This is a genomic window from Xanthomonas sp. NCPPB 3761, assembly GCF_041475705.2.
GTDB classification, from domain to species: Bacteria; Pseudomonadota; Gammaproteobacteria; order Xanthomonadales; family Xanthomonadaceae; genus Xanthomonas; species Xanthomonas phaseoli.
Genome location: NZ_CM191262.1, coordinates 2,611,554 through 2,625,609 on the forward strand (window position 1 = coordinate 2,611,554; position 14,056 = coordinate 2,625,609).

At 66.1% G+C, this 14,056-nt stretch carries 9 protein-coding genes and 1 pseudogene; 1 reads left to right on the forward strand and 9 read right to left on the reverse strand.

What is annotated here, in order from left to right; genetic code table 11:
• Positions 1-5: 5 nt before the first annotated feature.
• The 5 genes and pseudogenes from ACCQ00_RS11385 to ACCQ00_RS11405 all read right to left on the reverse strand — a co-directional run bounded on the left by ACCQ00_RS11385 (position 6) and on the right by ACCQ00_RS11405 (position 5,962).
• The gene (locus ACCQ00_RS11385; protein ID WP_017159452.1) at positions 6-626 is read right to left on the reverse strand and encodes an RpfH protein; all 621 of its coding nucleotides are present in this window, start codon (positions 624-626) and stop codon (positions 6-8) included.
• 10 nt (positions 627-636) lie between these two features.
• The gene (gene rpfG, locus ACCQ00_RS11390; protein WP_372353930.1) at positions 637-1,773 is read right to left on the reverse strand and encodes a cyclic di-GMP phosphodiesterase response regulator RpfG; all 1,137 of its coding nucleotides are present in this window, start codon (positions 1,771-1,773) and stop codon (positions 637-639) included.
• A gap of 140 nt (positions 1,774-1,913) precedes the next feature.
• Positions 1,914-3,431 carry a lysine--tRNA ligase gene (gene lysS, locus ACCQ00_RS11395; protein ID WP_017155281.1) on the reverse strand — a complete coding sequence of 506 codons (1,518 nt, stop codon included), beginning with the start codon at positions 3,429-3,431 and terminating at the stop codon, positions 1,914-1,916.
• A gap of 206 nt (positions 3,432-3,637) precedes the next feature.
• A protein-coding gene (prfB, locus tag ACCQ00_RS11400; protein WP_099770689.1) for a peptide chain release factor 2 occupies positions 3,638-4,763 on the reverse strand; the annotation gives its coding sequence in 2 pieces (ribosomal slippage) (positions 3,638-4,687 and positions 4,689-4,763; 1,125 coding nt in all).
• Between the two features lie 251 nt (positions 4,764-5,014).
• Positions 5,015-5,962 (reverse strand): annotated as a pseudogene (locus ACCQ00_RS11405) (LytTR family DNA-binding domain-containing protein).
• A gap of 159 nt (positions 5,963-6,121) precedes the next feature.
• Here ACCQ00_RS11405 and ACCQ00_RS11410 point away from each other — a divergent pair.
• Positions 6,122-7,336 carry an acyltransferase family protein gene (locus ACCQ00_RS11410; protein ID WP_017159453.1) on the forward strand — a complete coding sequence of 405 codons (1,215 nt, stop codon included), beginning with the start codon at positions 6,122-6,124 and terminating at the stop codon, positions 7,334-7,336.
• Between the two features lie 324 nt (positions 7,337-7,660).
• Here ACCQ00_RS11410 and recJ read toward each other — a convergent pair whose 3' ends face one another.
• The 4 genes from recJ to carB are packed head-to-tail and all read right to left on the reverse strand — an operon-like array spanning position 7,661 to position 14,049.
• Complete coding sequence (gene recJ / locus ACCQ00_RS11415; protein ID WP_039572445.1) at positions 7,661-9,400, reverse strand: single-stranded-DNA-specific exonuclease RecJ; 1,740 nt, start codon at positions 9,398-9,400, stop codon at positions 7,661-7,663.
• Positions 9,397-10,317, reverse strand: a complete 921-nt coding sequence (locus tag ACCQ00_RS11420; RefSeq protein WP_039572448.1) for a phosphoglycerate mutase — start codon at positions 10,315-10,317, stop codon at positions 9,397-9,399. The genes recJ and ACCQ00_RS11420 overlap by 4 nt, the downstream gene beginning before the upstream one ends.
• A gap of 16 nt (positions 10,318-10,333) precedes the next feature.
• Positions 10,334-10,798: a transcription elongation factor GreA gene (greA, locus tag ACCQ00_RS11425; protein ID WP_170922320.1), complete on the reverse strand. Its 465-nt coding sequence runs from the start codon at positions 10,796-10,798 to the stop codon at positions 10,334-10,336.
• Positions 10,799-10,806: 8 nt separating this feature from the next.
• Complete coding sequence (gene carB, locus ACCQ00_RS11430; RefSeq protein ID WP_017155288.1) at positions 10,807-14,049, reverse strand: carbamoyl-phosphate synthase large subunit; 3,243 nt, start codon at positions 14,047-14,049, stop codon at positions 10,807-10,809.
• Between the last annotated feature and the right edge of the window lie 7 nt (positions 14,050-14,056).

Here is a 14,056-nt window from a genome sequence, read left to right on the forward strand (position 1 = left end):
ACGCCTCAGACCTGCGGTCGCTTCGATGGGGATGAAAGTGGGCCGCGCGGTACTGCAGCATCGGCGCCAGGGGCGTATGCGGCGATACGCGCAGCGGCATCGGCACTGTCTCGCATCAGCCGCAGCAACGACAGGGGAATCACCACCAGCGCCGCCAGCAGGGCGATCCCGAGCTCGATCCGCTGTTGCCAGTACGGACTGTTGGCAAGCGTCGCCCCGAAACTGAGCACGGCCATGGCCACCGCCGTGTGCAGTGCATGCCTGCCAAAGCGCAGACCATTGCCGATCGTGACCCACATCACCACGACGTAGAGGCAGGCCATCGGCGCGGCGAACCAGGTCATCGCCAGACTGAGCAGGCCGTAGTCCGACAGCATGCCGAGCGTCCGGCGCAGGTGCGAGGGCCGCGGCCTTGCAACGATCCACGCAAACAGCAGCAATGCCCCAGCGTGCCCGATCGCGATCAGGCGCAGCAATCGCTGCAGATGGCCATCGCCCAGTTGCCACTGCGAGGCGCAGACCAGCGTGTAACCCAGGATCAGCCAGAGCATCACGATGCGCACCAACGCCTGACCGTGCTCGCTGTCGGGGCGCCGTGCGAGTCGCCGACGCAGCTGGGCAAGCACGGCCCTCACCTCACACCCCGGGCCGCGCCGATGCGGTGGAGAACTCGCCGCAGATCTGCTCCAACTGCGCACGGCCGCGCAACAGCGCGTCCACGCAGCGCGGGTCGAACAGGCGGCCACGTTGGGCATACAGATAGGCCAACGCAGCGTCCATGGTCCAGGCCTCCTTGTACGGGCGCGGCGACAGCAAGGCGTCAAACACGTCCGCCACTGCGACGATGCGCGCTTCCAGCGGAATCGCCTCGCCGACCAGGCCATCCGGATAGCCGGTGCCGTCATAACGTTCGTGGTGACGCAGCGCAATCAACGCGCCGACCTGGATGAAACGGTTCTGGCTGCCGCTGAGCAGCTCATAGCCGATGCGCGGATGGCGCCGCATCACGCTCATTTCGTCATCGGTGAGCTTGCCGGGCTTGAGCAGCACCGAATCGGGAATGGCGATCTTGCCCATGTCGTGCAGCGGTGCGGCCATCTCGATGATGCGCACCTCCTCTTCCGACAGCCCCAGTTGCTCGGCGATCAGGCCGGCCACGTGCGACATGCGCTCCAGGAACGCGCTGGTGCCCGAATCGCGATATTCGATCGCGCGCGCAAGCCGCGACAAGGTTTCGCGCTCGCGCTCTTCGACCTCGTTCATGCTGGCCAGCAGGCGCTGCTCCAGCGACAAGGCGCGTTGCTTGACGCTTTCGCTCTGCTGGCGCAGCTGCAGCAGGTTGGAGCAGCGCGCCCGCAACTCGCGCGGACGGATCGGCTTGACCAGGAAGTCGATCACGCCGGCTTCCAGCGCCGCCTGACGGATCGGTTCGTCGCCCACGATAGTGATCAGAATGATCGGAATATCGCGGTGGCTGGGCAGCCGGCGCAGCCGACGTGCGAATTCCAGGCCGTCCATGCCCGGCATGCGATAGTCCAGCAGCAACAGGTCCACGCGCCCGGCCTCGCACCAGGCCAGGGCGTCGAGCGGATCGCCGAAGTCGTAGACCTTGAGCTCCGGCGCAATGTCCTCGATGACATGGCGCAGCATCGTCCGCGCGGACATCTGGTCATCGACAATGACGATGTTCAATCCCAGATCCGCCTTTTCCGCCCAGCTTCCCCATGTATCCGTCGACAATGCGCCGCCCGGACCCCCAAAAACATCCTGCATAGCCGTTGCTCCTCTATCTCGAGAACGGAAAAGCGATGACGCCGGCCCCTGTGCCGACTCCCCCGAACGATACGCCGTCCGGGGCTCCGCCCTAGCATATGCAGTATCTGTGCCGCCGGCACGCCGCCGACGCAAAAAAATCAGGCTTCCGGGCGCATATACGGGAACAGCAGGACATCGCGGATCGAGGTGCTGCCGGTCAGCAGCATCACCAGACGATCGATCCCGATGCCCAGCCCGCCGGTCGGCGCCATGCCGTACTCCAACGCACGGATGTAGTCGGCATCGAAATGCATCGCTTCGTCGTCGCCGCCGTCCTTGGCCTGCACCTGCGCCTGGAAACGCGCGGCCTGGTCCTCGGGATCGTTGAGTTCGGAGAAGCCGTTGGCTAGCTCCTTGCCATTGATGAACAGCTCGAAGCGGTCGGTGTACCCCGGCTCGGTGTCGCTGGAACGCGCCAGCGGCGACACTTCGACCGGGTGGTCGGTGATGAAGGTCGGCTGCACCAGGGTGTGTTCCACGGTGGCCTCGAAAATCTCCAGCAGCAGCTTGCCCCAGCCATAGGATGGCTTGACCCGGATCTTGAGGCGCTCGCAATGGCGCAGCAGCGCGGCGCGGTCGGTGCAGTCGGCGGCGCTGATCTCCGGGTTGTGGTGACGGACGGCCTCATCCATGCGCCAGCGCCGGAAAGCCGGCGCCAGATCGATGTCGGCACCATCCCAGCTCACCTGCGTGGTGCCCAGCACCGACTGCGCGGTGTCGCGGATCACCTGCTCGGTCAGGTCCATGATCTGGTGGTACGTGGCATACGCCTCGTAGAGCTCGAGCATGGTGAACTCGGGGTTGTGCCGGGTCGACACGCCTTCGTTGCGGAAATTGCGGTTGATCTCGTAGACGCGCTCCAGGCCACCGACCACCAGGCGCTTGAGATACAGCTCCGGTGCCACGCGCAGGTACAGGTCCAGGTCCAGCGCGTTGTGGTGGGTGGTGAATGGCTTGGCGGTGGCGCCGCCGGGGATGTAATGCATCATCGGCGTTTCCACTTCCAGGAAGCGGCGCGCATCCAGCCAGGCGCGCATGGCGCGGATGATCTTGGAGCGCTTGATGAAGACCTCGCGCGCTTCCGGGGTCACGATCAGGTCGACATAACGCTGGCGGTAACGCTGCTCAACGTCCGACAGGCCATGCCACTTGTCCGGCAACGGACGCAGCGACTTGGTCAGCAGCCGTAGCGCGCTGGCCTTGACCGACAGCTCGCCGGTCTTGGTGCGGGTGAGCCCGCCCTCCACCGCCACGATGTCGCCCACATCCCAGCCCTTGAACGCGGCATAGGCATCGCCCAGCACATTGCCCTGCAGGAACAGCTGCACACGCCCGGACTCGTCCTGGATCTGCGCAAAGCTGGCCTTGCCCATGACCCGCTTGGCCATCAGGCGGCCGGCCATCCGGACCGTGCGCCCGCTGGCTTCCAGTGCTTCAGGGGTCCAGGTGTCGGCGTCGGCGAATTCGGCCTGCAGGTCGCCGGCGAAGTGTTCGCGCACGAAGTCGTTCGGGTAGGCGATGCCCTGCCCGCGCAACGCGCCCAGTTTCGCGCGACGCTCGGCGATGAGGCTGTTCTCGTCGGCGGGGATCTGCGGCGCGGGGGTCTGCTCGGTCATGGCGGGAGTCGATCTGCTGTGGGTCGGGCGGATGCCCGGTGGGGAATGAGGAACCGGCGGTGCCGGCACGCTGATTTACAACGACGATGTGACGAAGGCACGCGGTCACCGGGTTACCCGAGAGCCGCAGTCCATCACCACGGCTGCGTCACAGGCACCGCAGCGATGCGCCAGGATACCGTCGCGACGGCGTCCTGGCGCGGCGGTCAGGCATCCAGGCGTTTGGAACCTGCTGCCAGGCCGGCCTTCAGGCTGGCCTCGACGAATTCGTCCAGGTCGCCGTCCAGCACCTTCTGCGTATCGCTGCGTTCGATGCCGGTACGCAGGTCCTTGATGCGGCTCTGGTCGAGCACATAGTTGCGGATCTGGCTGCCCCAGCCGATGTCGGACTTGGTCGCTTCCAGGGCGTCCTTCTCGGCGTTGCGCTTCTGCACTTCCAGCTCGTACAACTTGGCGGCCAGCATCTTCATCGCGTTGTCGCGGTTCTGGTGCTGGCTGCGGCCGGTCTGGCAGGCGACCACGGTGTTGGTCGGGATGTGCGTGATACGCACCGCCGATTCGGTCTTGTTGACGTGCTGACCACCGGCACCCGAGGAGCGATACACGTCGGTACGCAGGTCGGCCGGGTTGATGTCGATCTCGATGTTGTCGTCCACCTCCGGCGACACGAACACCGAGGTGAAGCTGGTATGCCGGCGGTTGTCCGAGTCGAACGGCGATTTGCGCACCAGCCGGTGCACGCCGATCTCGGTCTTCAGCCAGCCGTAGGCGTATTCGCCCTCGATGCGCACGGTGGCCGACTTGATGCCCGCCACTTCGCCACCGGAAACTTCCATCAGCTCGGTCTTCCAGCCGCGCGACTCGGCCCAGCGCAGGTACATGCGCAGCAGGATTTCGGCCCAGTCCTGCGCCTCGGTGCCGCCAGCGCCTGCCTGGATGTCGACGAACGCGTTGGCGCTGTCCATCTGGCCGGAGAACATGCGCTGGAATTCCAGCTTCTCGACATGCGCCTGGTAGCTGTCCAGATCGGCGATCACCGCCACCGCAGTGTCTTCGTCCTGTTCGCTCTCGGCCAGCTCCAGCAGGTCGCCCGCATCGGCCAGGCCCGACAGCACATCGGCAATGCCGATCACGGTCTTTTCCAGCATCGAACGCTCGCGGCCCAGGGCCTGCGCGCGTTCGGCATCGTTCCACACATCCGGGCTTTCGAGCTCCCGGCTGACTTCCTCTAGACGCTCTTTCTTGGCGTCGTAGTCAAAGATACCCCCTGAGCGAGAGCACGCGATCGTTCAGATCGGTGATGCGCTGGCGGATCGGATTGGTTTCGATCATGACGGACTTCCGGCAAACAAGCGGGCTAGTTTAGCAAGCGGGCGGCGGCGGCGGCGGAACGCGGTGGAGCCGTGGCCGCGCGTGCTGCAACACCTGCGGCACGCCAGGCGCCTGGCTGCCACGCGCGACCGCAGGTTCCGCCGATGGCCACCGTTGCGCGTCGATATCGCAGCAGCTGCGACCCGGCGGCGCCTGGGCCAGGGACGAATTTGGGACCAGACGCCGGTGACCAACGGGCACGCAGCAGGGGGTTACGCCACCAGTGCGTCAGGTCTGGGCGCAGCGGCGCCCTGCCCGGCATGGGTACGCAAACCAGCCAGGTGGCTGCGACTGCATGGCAACACGCTGGCATCGCGCAGGTGCACGCGCGCGTCGCCGGAATCGGACGGTTCGATCGCCTGCACCTGCCCCAGATTGACCAGATAGCTGCGGTGGATGCGCACGAATACGGCCGGATCCAGCTTGGCCTCGATTGCCGCCATGGTGCTGCGCAACGGGTAATCGTGGCCGCGCACATGCAGGTTGACGTAGTTGCCCGAGGCCTGGATCCACTCGATATCGGCGGTCGCGACCAGGAAATCGCGTCCCAGCTTGCGCACCAGAAAACGCTCCGGGCGATCCAGCGGCTCCACTGGCGGTCCTTCGTCAGGTGCGGCGAGCAGATGTGCCTCGCCCTGACGGCGCCGTGCTTACCAGGCCATTGTGTGCTGCACCGCCACCAGCAACGCAAAGGTGCGCAGGTCCTTGGACAGCTCATAGACCCACTGCAGCCAGCCGCCGAAATCGTAGTGTGCGCCGGCCAGGGCATAGACCAGCATGCGCAGCACCACCATGCCGGCGACATGCAGCAGCCACCAGCCCAGTGCAGCCATCACATACGCCGGCAGGCGTCGCACCCAGACGTCGGCATGCAATGGCCAGCGTGCGCAGAGCCACACCACCGCCGGCAACAGCAGCAGCGCTGCAGTGGCGCTGCTCAGCTCCCAGCTCAGCACCTGCCACACCACGACGGGCTGGCCATCGCGGCGTGCGGCAAGCCAGGCGGTCCAGACATTGCCCAGCGCACTTAAATAGAACACCAGCGACCAGATCACCACCGCCCAGCGTGTGGCAGCGCGGCTGGCGCTGTCGTGGAGGATTGGCGGGCGCGTCCCGGTCGATTGCATGGCACACGTCCGCAGTTGGCAGCTGCCGATCATAGAGGCCTGCGCTACAAGGCGAAACCGCCATCCCTGCCGGCCCCATTCGTCCCTGGGTGGGCACAACTGGTCACCGCGGGCCGGGCTTTCCGCCCCTGACACCACTGCTGGAGCGGGGCCGCGAGCAGGATGCAGCCACTCCTTCACCAGCCACCGACCATGACCGAGCGCCGCCACGATATCGATGCCTTGCGCGTTTTCGCCTTCGCCCTGCTGATCCTCTACCACGTGGGCATGGCCTATGTGGCCGACTGGGGGTTCCACCTCAAGAGCGTGCACACGGCCGAGTGGTTGCAGTGGCCGATGATCGTGCTCAACCGGTGGCGAATGCCGTTGCTGTTCATGATCTCCGGCATTGCGATCGGGTTGTCGCAGCCGCAAGCCGCGCCCTGGCGCTTCGCACTGCGTCGCTGCGGGCGGTTGCTGCCGCCCCTGCTGTTCGGCATGTTCGTGGTGGTGGCGGTGCAGGCCTACTGCCAGGGCGTGAGCAACGGCAAGGTCGCCACCGGCTTCGGCAGCTTCCTGCTGCGCTACTGGCAGGTGCGCCCGTGGCCGGCCGGCAGTTTCGATGGCTGGGAACACGGCATCACCTGGAATCACCTGTGGTACCTGGCCTACCTGCTGCCCTACACCGTGGCCTTGATGGCGCTGGTGTCGCTGGCCAAGCTGGTGCGGCTGCCGGCCTTACCGCCGCTTCCCGCCACAGTGGTGGTGCCGGCCCTGCTGGTGGTGCCGATCTTGTGGGAAGCGTTCTGCGTGATGTGGGTGATGCCGCGCCATCCGCCGACCCATGCGTTGGTCGGCGACTGGTTCGTGCATGCCGAATCGTTCCCGCTCTTCCTCTTGGGCTACCTGCTGGCACGCAGCGAGCGCTTCTGGCAGTTGGCCGTGCAACTGCGCTGGCTCACCCTGGTCACTGCGGTGCTGGCCATCACCACCGAGTTGGGCATTCGTTTTCTGGGCATGCAGGTGCAGCCGGCGCAGCTGCCGCCGGCACTGGCCGCACTGCCATGGCAAAACCTGGAACACGTCGCACGCGCGGCCTATACCTGGCTGGCGCTGCTGACCCTGCTGGGCTGGGCCAAGCAGCGTTTGAACCGGCCGTTCCGCTGGCTGCCTTATTGCACGGACGCGGTGTTTCCCTGGTACATCCTGCATCAGAGCCTGATCATCGTGGCGCTGTACTGGGTGATGCCGTTGCAGTTGAACGCCTGGCTGGAACCGGCGCTGGTGATTGCCGCCACGGTGGTCGGCTGCCTGGCACTGCATGAGTACGTGATTCGGCGGGTGGGTTGGCTGCGGCCGTTGTTCGGCTTGCGTGGACGCACGCAAGCGGTCAGCCGCCGGCTCGGTGCTATGGCCGTTGCGTCGTAACAATCTGCGGGACGCACGTCGCTTGCAACGTGCGCTTCATTCGGCGGGCCATCTCAGGACGCGCCATCTGGCGCAATCCAGGTTGCGCGTCGCGGTGCGCTTGGAACCACCACTTGCCCCGCCCTGCTCGCGCCGCCGTACTGCTTGCCCCGAGCACTGCTTCGCTGATCAAGTGGCTAGCAGCAGGCGCGCTCGAAACGCTGGGCCGATGCCTGATCCGCTATCGAGTTGCCCAGCGATCGCGTTCGGCAGCCTCCAGCGTATTTGCATGGGGATAACGTCAAGTACGAATGTCACCAACCTGGGCGGCGCCAGGACCGCAGATCAGTCGGTGACTGTCGCCGGCTCGCAATGCTCGACGATCAACTGCACCGCCGTGCCGCCGCGGTAGTCGTCGGCCACCAACCGATACGCAAGCCGCACCAGGCGCGCGGGGTCGCTGCCGCGCCAGCCATTGAACTGGATGGCATTGAGCGGTTCCGCGCGTCCGGGGCACCGCAGGGTCAACTTGAGGTGGCGTTCCTTGAGCACGCGGTGCTGCAGCACCTCGAACTGACCATCGAACAGCGGCTCGGGAAAGCCCTGCCCCCACGGACCGGCCACGCGCAGCGCTTCGGCATGCAGGTGATCGAGTTCGTGCGCGGCCAGTTCGCCGTCGCTGTGCAATTGGGCATGCAGCAGCGAGGCATCCACCATCGCCGTCACCTGCGCCTGGAAGGCCTGCTCGAACGTGGCCAATGCCGCATGCTCGATACTCAAGCCGGCTGCCATCGCATGGCCGCCGAACTTCTGGATCAATCCGGGATGCCGCGCATCCACCGCCGCCAGCACATCGCGGATATGCAGGCCGGGAATCGAGCGCGCCGAGCCACGCAACTGGCTGCTGCCCGGCTCGGCCGGCGCCAGCGCGATCACCGGACGGTGCAGGCGGTCCTTGAGTTTGGAGGCCACCAGGCCGATCACGCCCGGGTGCCATTCGGCATCGAACAGGCATGCGGCGATCGGCAATGCGCCATCGCCATCCAGCACCACCTTGGCGACAGCGTGCTCGGCATCGTCGGTCATCAACTGCTGCACCGCGCGGCGTTCGGCGTTGATCTCTTCCAACGTGCCGGCGATCTCGCGGGCCTGGCTCCAGTCTTCACTGAGCAACAGTTCGATACCCAGCGCCATGTCCTCGAGCCGACCGGCCGCATTGAGGCGCGGCCCGAGCGCAAACCCGATATCGCTGGCGCTCAGACGCGCCACATCGCGGCCGCTGGCATCGATCAAGGCACGCAACCCGATGCAGCCCTTGCCCTCGCGCAGGCGACGCAATCCGGCCGACACCAGCGCACGGTTGTTGGTATCCAGCGGTACCAGATCGGCAACGGTACCGACTGCGACCAGATCCAGCAGCACCGGCAGGTCAGGCTCGGCGCGCTCGGCAAAGGCGCCGCGCGCGCGCAACACTTTCCGCAGCGCCAGCAACACATAGAAGATCACCCCGACCCCGGCCAGGGTCTTGCTGGGGAAGGTGTCTTCGGCCAGGTTCGGGTCGACGATCGCATCGGCCGGCGGCAGCGCCTCGCCCGGCAGATGGTGGTCGGTGACCAGCACCGTCCAGCCGCGCGCCTTGGCTGCGGCCACGCCGGCGTGACAGGCGATGCCGTGATCGACGGTGACCAGCACATCCGGCTGCAACGCTGCCAGTTCGTCGACCAACGCAGGCGACAAGCCATAGCCATGCACCATGCGATTGGGCACGGCGTGGTGCACATCCAGCGCGCCGAGCATGCGCAAGCCACGCACGCCGACGGCGCAGGCAGTGGCGCCATCGCAGTCGAAATCGCCCACCACCAGGATGCGCCGTTGCTGCGCGATCGCATCGGCCAATAGCTCGGCGGCCACGCCGCTGTTGTGCAGCAATTCCGGCGACAACAACTGGGCCAGTCGCGGCTGCGCGCCTTGCGCATCGGTGACACCACGCGCTGCATAGATGCGGCGCAGCAGCGGCAACATGGTCTCGGGCCAACTGCCGGCCTGCCCGGCGGGGCGCCGGACGATCCGTGGAGGCGACGTCATTGCGCCAGCTGCACCCGCGGCGTGCGCCAGAAACGCCAGCGCTGCGCATGGGTGAGCGCTACGCTCTCGCCGTCCTGGAAGTCCAACACCAGCCGATCCAGTTCGCCGCGCGCCATCGCCGCCAACAGCGGCGCCACCGCATCGTCGCTGAACTGCTGCAGCGAACGCAGATGACGCAGATCCACCAGCGCATCGACGCGTTGTTCGCCCTGCGCATCGGCGCCTGCCGCCAGCGCCAGCGCCCGCAGCAGCGATTCACGGCTGCGCACCTGCCGATGCGGCGAACTCACCGCGTGCGGCAGCACGCCGCCGCCCCAGAACCACAGCGAATTGATGGCCGGCTTGCCGCTGGCGACGCGGCCCTCGTTCCACGGATGTTGATGCAGCAGCACCTGCGCTTCGGTCAGCAAGGCGCGCCAGCGGCGCCCGCTGTCGCCGGCCGGCAGGTGCTCGAACAAGTCGTCGCCAATGGCGACATCGGGCGGTGCGAAGTCCGGCAATTTCGCATCTGGCGACAGGCGCAGATACCAACGCGACGGCGTGGGCGCATCCAGCAAAAAGCCGGCATCGCCGAACATCGGCTTGAGGATGGGCAAGAGCACCGCCAGATCGTCGGCGGTGGGACCGAGCGCCTCGCCGTAGCCCATCAACCGCGCACCCTGCATGTCCGGCACCACGTAGGCCGGATCCGCGCGCACCCAGGTGGCGCCGGCGGCATCGCCGGCATCCAGCTGGCGCGTCAACGCGGCCACCGGCCAGTGCGCCGGGGTCAGGCTGAAATGGCGCTGCAATTGCGCCACTTCGCCGGCATCGGCGGTGTGCCCGTCGGCGCGCGCAAGCGCACGCGCCACTGCCGTGTCGCCCAGGGTTCCGGGCAGGCGGCGTTTTTCCGGCAGCAGCAGCGTGGCGGTGGTCATCGCGCAGTGATGCCGGTCAGTCCAGGTAGGCGACGCTGACGACTTCGTACTCGCGCTGGCCGGCCGGCGCATCGATGGTGACCGAATCGCCTTCCAGCTTGCCGATCAACGCACGTGCCAGCGGCGAGGAGATCGCGATCAGGCCCATCTTGATGTCCGCTTCCAGGTCGCCGACGATCTGGTAGCGCTTCTCTTCGTCGGTTTCGGTATCGGCCAGCGTCACCGTGGCGCCGAACACGATCTTGTTACCGGCCGACAACTTGGTGATGTCGATGATTTCGGCATGCGAAAGCTCGCTTTCCAGCTGCTTGATGCGGCCTTCGATAAAGCTCTGCTGCTCGCGCGCAGCGTGGTATTCGGCATTTTCCTTCAGGTCGCCGTGCGCACGCGCTTCGGCGATGGCATTGATCACCTCCGGGCGCTTGACCGACTTCAAATGCTCCAGCTCTTCGCGCAGGCGCTGCGCGCCCTTCGATGTCATGGGTGCTCTCATGCTTCCAGCTCCTTGTGCAGTTCCTGCAGCGACCACACGGGGCCGGTGCCGCGGAATTCCAGCGATTGCACCAGCGCCTTGGCGCCGGCGACAGTGGTCGAATAGGTCACGCGATGCTGCAGCGCTTCGCGGCGGATCGAGAACGAATCCGAAATGGCAGCGCGACCTTCAGTGGTGTTGACGATGTAGACGATCTCGCCGTTCTTGATCGAATCGACGATGTGCGGGCGGCCTTCGGCCACCTTGTTGACGATTTCGCAGCTCAGCCCGTTCTGCTGCAGCCAGGCACCGGTACCGCGCGTGGCCACCAGCGTGAAGCCACGCTCCACCAGCGCCTGCGCCACCGGCAACACACGCTGCTTGTCCGGGTCGCGCACCGAGACGAAGGCCTTGCCGACCGGCGGCGCCTTGATGCCACCGGCTTCCTGCGCGCGTGCGAACGCGGCGCTGAAGCTGCGGCCCACGCCCATCACCTCACCGGTGGAGCGCATCTCCGGCCCGAGGATCGGGTCCACGCCCTGGAACTTGGCGAACGGGAAGATCGCTTCCTTCACCGAGTAATAGTCCGGCACGATTTCCTTGGTGGCGCCCTGCTCGGCCAGCGTCTTGCCGGCCATGCAACGTGCGGCGATCTTGGCCAGCGGCATGCCGATCGCCTTGGACACGAACGGCACCGTGCGCGAGGCACGCGGGTTCACTTCCAGCAGGTACACGATGTCGTCGCCCGCCTCGTTGACCTGCACCGCGAACTGGGTGTTCATCAGGCCGACCACGTTCAAGCCTTCGGCCAGCATCACCACCTGGCGACGCAGCTCGGCCTGGGTCTGCGGCGAGAGCGAATATGGCGGCAGCGAGCACGACGAATCGCCCGAATGCACGCCGGCCTCCTCGATGTGTTCCATCACCCCGCCGATCAGCACGTTGCCGTCCTTGTCGGCAATGATGTCCACGTCCACTTCCACCGCGTTGTCGAGGAAGCGGTCCAGCAGCACCGGCGAATCGTTGGAGACCTTGACCGCATCGCGCACATAGCGCGCCAGGTCGGATTCGCCGTAGACGATTTCCATTGCGCGGCCGCCCAGCACGTAGCTCGGGCGCACCACCAGCGGGTAGCCGATTTCGCGCGCCAGCACCAAGGCTTCTTCGGCATTGCGCGCGATGCGGTTCGGCGGCTGCTTCAGGCCAAGCTTGTCGACCAGCTGCTGGAAACGCTCGCGGTCTTCGGCCAGGTCGATCGAGTCCGGCGAGGTGCCGATCACCGGCACGCCGTTAGCTTCCAGCGCGCGAGCCAGCTTCAGCGGAGTCTGCCCGCCGTACTGCACGATCACGCCCTTGGGTTTTTCCAGCTCGACGATTTCCAGCACGTCTTCCAGCGTCAGCGGCTCGAAGTACAGGCGGTCGGAAGTGTCGTAGTCGGTGGAGACGGTTTCCGGATTGCAGTTGACCATGATGGTTTCGAAGCCATCGTCACGCAGCGCCAGTGCCGCGTGCACGCAGCAGTAATCGAACTCGATGCCCTGGCCGATGCGGTTGGGGCCACCGCCCAGGATCATGATCTTGTCGCGATCGGTCGGCAGCGCCTCGCATTCGTCCTCGTAGGTCGAATACAGATAGGCCGTGCTGGTGGCGAATTCGGCCGCGCACGAATCCACGCGCTTGTAGACCGGGCGCACCTTCAGCGCGCGGCGCAAGGTGCGCACCGATTCTTCGTTGCTGCCGATCAGCTGCGCCATGCGCGCATCGGAGAAGCCGGCACGCTTGAGCATGCGCAGGCGCGGCGCATCCAGCGCCGCCATGCCGTCGTCGGCCAGCTGCTGTTCGTGGCTGATGATTTCTTCGATCTGGTCCAGGAACCAGGGGTCGATGAACGACAGCGCATACACATCGGCCACCGTCATACCGGCGCGGAAGGCATCGGCCACGTAGAACAGCCGTTCCGGGCCCGGTGCCTTGAGCTCGCGCTTGAGCGTGGCGATGTCGTCCTCGTTGCCCAGGTCCAGGCCGGTCGGGTCCAGGCCGATCTTGCCGGTTTCCAGGCCACGCAGCGCCTTCTGCAGCGATTCGGAGAAGGTGCGGCCCATCGCCATCACTTCGCCGACCGACTTCATCTGCGTGGTCAGGCGCGCATCAGCCTGCGGGAATTTTTCGAAGGCGAAACGCGGAATCTTGGTGACCACGTAGTCGATCGACGGTTCGAACGAGGCCGGGGTCAGGCCACCGGTGATCTCGTTCTTCAATTCGTCCAGCGTGTAGCCCACGGCCAGCTTGGCGGCGACCTTGGCGATCGGGAAGCCTGTGGCCTTGGAGGCCAGCGCCGAGGAGCGCGACACGCGCGGGTTCATTTCGATGACGACCACGCGGCCGGTGGTCGGGCTGATGCCGAACTGCACGTTCGAGCCGCCGGTGTCCACGCCGATCTTGCGCAGCACCGCGATCGAGGCATCGCGCAGGCGCTGGTATTCCTTGTCGGTCAAGGTCTGCGCCGGGGCCACGGTGATCGAGTCGCCGGTGTGCACGCCCATCGGATCCAGGTTCTCGATCGAGCAGACGATGATGCAGTTGTCCGCGGTGTCGCGGACCACTTCCATCTCGAATTCCTTCCAGCCCAGCACCGACTCTTCCACCAGCACTTCGGTGGTCGGCGACAGTTCCAGGCCGCGACCGACGATCTCGATCAGCTCTTCGCGGTTGTAGGCGATGCCGCCACCGCTACCGCCCAGGGTGAAGCTGGGACGGATGATGGTCGGGTAACCGACGCGGGTCTGGATCTCCAGCGCTTCTTCCAGCGTGTGGGCGACCGCGGCCTTCGGGCATTCCAGGCCAATCTCGCCCATCGCCACGCGGAACAGCTCGCGGTCTTCGGCCATGCGGATGGCCTCGCGCTTGGCGCCGATCAGCTCGACGTTGTACTTCTCCAGCACGCCGTGGTCGGCCAGGTCCAGCGCGCAGTTCAGCGCGGTCTGCCCGCCCATGGTCGGCAACAGCGCGTCGGGCTGTTCCTTGGCGATGATCTTTTCGACCGTCTGCCAGTTGATCGGCTCGATGTACACGGCATCTGCCATGTTCGGGTCGGTCATGATGGTGGCCGGGTTGCTGTTGACCAGCACCACGCGGTAGCCCTCGTCGCGCAACGCCTTGCACGCCTGCGCGCCGGAGTAGTCGAACTCGCAGGCCTGGCCAATGACGATCGGGCCGGCGCCGATGATGAGGATGGTCTTAAGGTCGGTGCGCTTTGGCATGGGGGTC